This is a genomic window from Frigoribacterium sp. RIT-PI-h (assembly GCF_001297205.1).
Classification (GTDB): Bacteria; Actinomycetota; Actinomycetes; order Actinomycetales; family Microbacteriaceae; genus Frigoribacterium.
This window is the reverse complement of the sequence record NZ_LHOZ01000125.1, coordinates 1-6,357: the sequence shown is the minus strand read 5'-3', so window position 1 is coordinate 6,357 and position 6,357 is coordinate 1. Positions and strand designations below refer to the sequence as shown.

Here is a 6,357-nt window from a genome sequence, read left to right as displayed (position 1 = left end):
GCCCTGCCCTGCCCAGCCCTGTGCAAATCGCGACAATTCACCGCCCGACGCGGAGTTCGGCCCGGACACGAGCGGCGTGTCGGACATCTTCGGTCGGGTTCGGTACGCCTGGGCGCACGAGCACGGTCGGGTTCGGTACGCCTCGGCGCACGAGCACGATCGGGTTCGGTACGCCTGGGCGCGCGAGCACGGTCGGGTTCGGCACACCTCGCGCCCGAGCCGAGTCGGGTTCGGCGCGCCTGCGCGCACGAGCCGGGTCGAACCGAGCGGGTCGAGATCGGGTCGGGCACGGCGACGGTCACGAAAGGGCCGGCAGTCCGCTCCCGCAGGACGGCCAAACCGACCGCAGGAGGCGCGGGTCGGCGCCTCGAGGACGCCTACGCCGAGACCGACTCGCGTTCGGCGGCGGTGGCCCGGGCCGCCCCGCGTCGATCGTCGACCCGCTGCATGCCGAAGCTGATCATGGTGAGGACGACTCCGGCGAGGGCCAGCACGACGCCGACCCAGCCGGGTGCCGAGAAGCCGAGTCCCGCCGCGATGACCGCTCCACCGAGGTAGGCGCCGAAGCTGTTGCCGAGGTTCATGGCCGAGTGGTTCAGGGCGGCGCCGATGACCTGGCTCTCGCCCGCGACCTCCATCAGGCGGGACTGCACCGACGGGCCGACGCTCGAGCCGACGAGGCCGACGAAGAACGTGCTGACGAAGATGCCGACGATCGAGCTCGAGGTGAGCGCGTAGGCCGAGAGGGCGGCGATGAGGCCGACGAAGCCGAGGTACATCGCGAGCTTGAGCGAGCGGTCGGCCAACCAGCCGCCGAGCAGGTTGCCGATGGTCATGCCGACGCCGACCGTGACGAGCACCCAGGGGACGATGCCCTCGGAGACGCCCGCCCCCTCCGTGACGGCGTTGGCGATGTAGCTGTAGACCGCGAAGAACCCGCCGAAGCCGATGGCCCCGATGCCCATCACGAGCCAGACCTGGGGCTGCTTGAACGCCCGCAGCTCGCGCTTCATCGAGGCGGACGCGTCGCCGTCCTGGTGCGGCACGGCGAAGGCGACGGCGACGAAGGTCAGCGCGAAGATGAGGGCGACCGCGAGGTAGGCCACCCGCCAGCCGGACTGCTGGCCGAGCCAGGTGATCGAGGGCACGCCGATGACGTTCGCGATCGTCAGGCCGCTGAGCACGAGCGCGACCCCCTTGCCTCGGTTGCCGGGGCCCATGATCGACGCGGCGACGATGGACGCGATGCCGAAGTAGGCGCCGTGCGGCAGGCCCGCGGCGAAGCGGGCGGCGAGCACCCAGCCGAACGACGGCAGCAGGGCCGAGGCGATCGTGCCGACCGTGAAGGCGGCGAGCAGGGCGAGCAGCAGCTTCTTCTTCGGGAAGTGCGACGACATCGCGGCGATGGTCGGGGCCCCGACGACGACGCCGAGGGCGTAGGCGCTGATCAGCCAGCCGGCCTGGGCGATGCCGGCGTCCGCCGACCGGGAGTACAGGTCGGGCAGCAGATCGCCGGCCATGTTCGGCAACAGGCCCATGGCGACGAACTCGGTCGAGCCGATGCCGAAACCACCCAGGGCGAGGGCGATCAGGGCGGCCGTGCGACGACGGCGGGAGAGGTGGGTCACGAGCGAGGGCCTTCGAGTTCGAGGAGGGTGTCAGCGAGGGAGCCTGCCACGGCTCGCCGTCGAGCTGGGAGGGGCGCGGGCCCGAGGGCGCCGTCGTCACCCGGGCGGGTGCTCGACGCCGGGTCGTATCGATTCGACCGCGCGATGTGAGAACGAGTCTACGGCCCCGGCGGCGTGCGGCACCAGTGTGGCGGGCGCCCGATCGGGGTCGCGGGCGCGGTCGGTGGCGCGGGCCCGGTCGGGGTCGCCGCCCCGACCGGTGTCGGGCGAGGTCAGGTGAAGGTGATCGCGGGGCCGACCGGCAGGGCGGCCAGCGCGGCGGTCATCGCCGCCGACGCCCGCACGCACCGGTGGGACGCGCCGGTCGGGTCGGGATAGAAGTGGATCGCCGTGAGGGCGGAGTTGCCGCCGTACTCGGGCAGCAACGACGAGTGGGCCCCGGTGAGGGCGATGGGGTTGCCCTGCGTATACCCGATCGAGCGGTCGACGTAGTTCGCCTGCATGTAGGTCGCCGTCGCCGAGGGGGTCGGGTCGTCCGGCGTGCCGAGTCGTACGGCCTCGGACGCGGACGCCACCCCGTCCGGCCCGACGATCGAGAGGGTGGACGCCGCGGTGTCGACCACGACGCTCGACGCCGCGGCCGTCACCGACACGTCGGCGGCGCGCACCCAGCCGAAGGTCGCACTCGGCGCCGCCGGCACGCCTCCGTCACCGGGCGTCGCGTTGCGGGACGGTGTCGAGACGAGCAGCATGCCGCCGTCGACACCCTCCCGGGAGCCCCAGACCGCCGTCGCCGCGGGAAGGTTCAGGGTCGGCACCGTCGAGGAGAGCGTGGCGACCGGCGCGGCGTCGGCCGCCGGGCTCGCGTACAGCGCGACGAGCGGCGCGGTCGGCGTGGCCACCGCCCAGGCGTTCTCGGGCGTGACGTCGGTGCCGTCGAGGAGCGCGGGGATGACGGCGTCGTAGAACGCCAGCGGCAGGGCCGCGAGGGCCTCGGGCGACGGAGGTACGGGGACGGCCTCGGGGGTCGGTGTCGGCGTCGGGGTGGGTGCGGCCTCGACGGTCGGGCTCGGGCTCGCCGACGTCGCGGATGGCTCGCTCCGGGACACGCCGACGCCGATCGCGACGGCGGCCACCAGCACCACGGTGACGCCGCCGGCCAGGAGGGCGGTCCCCCGGCGGCTCGGTCGCCCCGGCACGAGGCCTACGCCCCGGGGGCGGCCGCGACCGGCGAGGCCGCGTGATCGGTGGCGCCGAGGGCGGCTTCGAGTCGTTCGACCTTGCCGGTGAGCTCGCCGGTACGTCCCGGTCGGATGTCGGCCTTGAGCACGAGCGAGACGCGCGAGCCGAAGGCACCGACGGCCTCGGTGGCGGCCTTGACGACGGCCATGACCTCGTCCCACTCGCCCTCGATCTCGGTGAACATCGACGAGGTGTGGTTCGGCAGGCCGGACGCCCGCACGACCGCGACGGCGGCCGCCACGGCCGAGTGGACCGAATCAGGTTCGGAGCCGGAGGACGGCCCGCCCTCGGGGCGGGCACCACTGGGCGAGACGGAGAACGCGACGATCATGCGTCCATCCTCGCGGGTGCCGGGCGCACGCGCCAGAGCGTGACGACGGTCCACGCCAGCAGCCCGAGCTCGAGCACGGCCCGCACGGTGACCACGGCCACCAGGTCGGGTCGCGCGGCGAGCAGGGCGTCGTACTCGAGCGGGTAGACCACCTGCGTCAGCCCCGCCACGACCACGGCCAGCACCGCCGGCACGACGAACCGCGGCCCGCCCGAGCGTGCGAGCACGAGCCCTACGACGACGGGTACCGCCAGCCATGCCACGAACTGCGGCGAACCGACCTTGTTGGTCACGATCAGGGCGACGACGACGGCCAGCGACAACGGACCCAGGAGGCGCGTGGCCGTCACCCCGCGGCGCACCGCCCGCAGACCCAGCAACACGACGCCCAGCACGACCGCGGCCATCACGAGGCTCATCGCCTTCGCGGCGAACCCGACTCCGTCGCCGGCGATCTGGTAGGTGAGGATCTCACGGTCGTAGTAGACGAAGGTGCCGGGGACCCCGGCGGCGGCGCGCCAGAGCCAGAGCACCGCCGCGGGCGACTCGACCTGCAGACCGCGACCGGCCTGCTGGCCGACGAAGCCGAACACGTTCCACCCGCTGCCGAGCACGAGCGAGATCGAGACCACCACCGCGCTGGTCACCGCGGCGGCCACGACGACCTCGACGCGACGCCGCACGGCGAGGACGGCGACCACCACGAGCGCGGCGGGCCAGACCTTGACCCACGCCGCGATCGTGAGCAGGGCGGATGCCAGGGAGGGCCGCGTCGAGACGAGCAGCAGCCCCACCAGCGCGACGGCGACCGTGACGGCATCGATGCGGCCGAGGGCGATCGGCCCGAGGGCGACGAGGAACGCGAGCCACCACCACGCGGCGGCCACGGACCCGGCGCGCCGCCGCGCCACGAGCACGACGAAGGCCCCGGCGTTCAACAGCGACACGAGCACGAGCCACACCGCCCCGTAGCCCGAGTCGCCACCGAGCCGGGCGACCAGCATCGGCACCGCGGCGAGCAGCGGGTAGACCCACGGTCGGTCGACGCCCACCCAGTCGCCACCCCCGACGCCCTGCTGCATCCAGGTGCGGTAGACGACGTCGACGTCGCCCAGGGTGCGGTTGCCGCCGACGAGGTTGAGCCGGACGAGCCAGGCGTGCACGAGCACGAAGGCGATGCCGAGCACCACGGGTGACGCCGCGAGCGACCTCGCCCGCTCGACGAACGTGGTGCGACCGTCGGCCCCGGACCGGGTGCCCGACGACCGCGCGTCGCGGACGGTCGGCGCACCGGGTTCGGCCGACGCGGAGGGCACGGGGGTCGGCATGCCCACAGGCTAGCCGTCGGTCCCGACACCGGGCGTCATGCGTCGGCCGACGTCGGCGGTCGCCGCTACGATCCCACTCATGCGCAGACCCGCCTCCCTCCGACTCGTCGCGACCGCCGCCGCCCTCGTGCTGGCCGGGTCGCTCGCCGCCTGCTCGTCCGACGGGGGCTCGGGTGCCGACGCCGCGGCCGTCGGCCCCGTGACCGAGGGCAAGCTCACCGTCGCCACGGGCGAACCGGCCTACGGCCCGTGGGTCGAGGACGACGACCCGACCTCGGGCAAGGGCTACGAGGCGGCCGTCGCCTACGCGGTCGCCGACAAGCTCGGCTACGACGACTCCGACGTCGTCTGGGTGCGCACCACGTTCGACGAGGCCATCGCGCCCGGGCCGAAGACCTTCGACCTCAACCTGCAGCAGTTCTCGATCACCGACCAGCGCGAGAAGGCCGTCGACTTCTCCCCCGCCTACTACGAGACACGCCAGGCGGTCGTCACCCTGCCCGGCACGGCCGCGGCCGACGCCACCTCGATCGCCGACCTCGAGGGCCTCGCGATCGGTGCCCAGAGCGGCACGACGAGCTTCACCGCCGCCGAGAACGCCATCGACCCCGAAGGCGGTGTGCAGGCCTACAACTCGAACGACGACGCGAAGGCAGCGCTCGAGGCCGGCCAGGTCGACGCCATCGTCCTCGACGTCCCGACCGCCACCTACTTCGTCGAGGGCGGCGTCGTGCTCGGCCAGCTGCCCGCGACCGACGGGGCGAGCGACCAGCTCGGCATCGTCCTGCCGCTCGGCAGCTCGTTGACCGCCGACGTCACGAAAGCCGTCGACGACCTCCAGGCCGACGGCACGCTCGCCGAGCTGCAGCAGCAGTGGCTGGCCGACTACGACGTGAAAGAGCTGTCGTAGCGCCTCGCACGGTCGCGGCCGACCCGGTGGCGGTCAGCGACCTCGAACTCGACCGACGCGCGTTCCGTCGACGACAGTCGACCCGGTCCGTCGTGATCGCCGCCGTCAGCACGGTCGCCTTCGCCGCCCTCGCCTGGTGGGCGGTCACCAGCACGCCCGGCTGGTCCCGCGTCCAGTTCAGCTTCCTCGACGGGGCCACCTTCGCCTCGGCCTGGCCCCGCGTCGTCGAGGGCCTCTGGCTGAACGTGCGGGTGCTGCTGGTCGCCGCCGTCGGAGTGGCCGTCGTCAGCACCGTCCTGTCGGCGCTGCGCACCCTGCGCGGGCCGGTGTTCTTCCCCGTCCGGGCGCTGGTGCGGGGTTACACCGACCTGTTCCGCGGCATGCCGCTGATCATCGTGCTCTACCTCGTCGGCTTCGGCGTGCCGGGCCTCGGCCTCGGCATCCCGCGGCTGCCCGCCGAGTTCTGGGGCACGATCGCGTTGATCCTCACCTACTCGGCCTACGTGTCCGAGGTCATCCGGGCCGGCATCGACGCCGTCCACCCGTCGCAGCGCCTCGCGGCCCGGTCGCTCGGCCTCAGCCACGCCAAGACCCTGCGCCTCGTCGTGTTCCCGCAGGCGCTGCGGAAGGTGACGCCCGCCCTCATGAACGACTTCGTCTCGATGCAGAAAGACGTCGGGCTCATCTCGGTGCTCGGGGCCGTCGACGCCGTCCGCGCCGCGCAGATCGAGACGGCGACCGCGGCGAACTTCACGCCCTACGTGCTCGCCGGGTTGCTCTTCGTGCTGCTGGCCCTGCCCACCATCTGGCTGACCGACTGGCTGTCGGCACGCCTCCGTCGTCGCGAACAGGCGGGCAGCGTCGTATGAGCACCCCCACCCCCGAGCCCACCGCAGGAGGCGCGGTGCCCGTCACCCC

General features: G+C 73.3%; 6 protein-coding genes. 2 read left to right on the top strand and 4 right to left on the bottom strand.

Annotated features, from left to right (window positions below; all coding sequences use genetic code 11):
- Positions 1–377: 377 nt before the first annotated feature.
- From AEQ27_RS15835 to AEQ27_RS15820, 4 genes are all read right to left on the bottom strand, one after another.
- On the bottom strand, positions 378–1,628 hold the full coding sequence (locus AEQ27_RS15835) for an MFS transporter (protein ID WP_054147546.1): 1,251 nt from the start codon (positions 1,626–1,628) through the stop codon (positions 378–380).
- A gap of 272 nt (positions 1,629–1,900) precedes the next feature.
- Positions 1,901–2,827 (bottom strand): L,D-transpeptidase, encoded by a 927-nt coding sequence (locus AEQ27_RS15830; RefSeq protein WP_054147545.1) that lies wholly within the window; start codon positions 2,825–2,827, stop codon positions 1,901–1,903.
- Between the two features lie 5 nt (positions 2,828–2,832).
- Positions 2,833–3,201: a thiamine-binding protein gene (locus AEQ27_RS15825; protein WP_054147544.1), complete on the bottom strand. Its 369-nt coding sequence runs from the start codon at positions 3,199–3,201 to the stop codon at positions 2,833–2,835.
- Complete coding sequence (locus tag AEQ27_RS15820) at positions 3,198–4,529, bottom strand: glycosyltransferase 87 family protein (protein WP_082383672.1); 1,332 nt, start codon at positions 4,527–4,529, stop codon at positions 3,198–3,200. Before AEQ27_RS15820 ends, AEQ27_RS15825 begins: the two co-directional genes overlap by 4 nt.
- A 79-nt stretch (positions 4,530–4,608) precedes the next feature.
- Here AEQ27_RS15820 and AEQ27_RS15815 point away from each other — a divergent pair, with 79 nt between their 5' ends.
- Together AEQ27_RS15815 and AEQ27_RS15810 are read left to right on the top strand one after the other, a co-directional pair.
- Positions 4,609–5,439: a transporter substrate-binding domain-containing protein gene (locus AEQ27_RS15815; protein WP_054147547.1), complete on the top strand. Its 831-nt coding sequence runs from the start codon at positions 4,609–4,611 to the stop codon at positions 5,437–5,439.
- Positions 5,440–5,465: 26 nt separating this feature from the next.
- Positions 5,466–6,308, top strand: coding sequence for an amino acid ABC transporter permease (locus AEQ27_RS15810; RefSeq protein WP_235451133.1), 843 nt, complete (start codon positions 5,466–5,468; stop codon positions 6,306–6,308).
- Positions 6,309–6,357 lie beyond the last annotated feature (49 nt).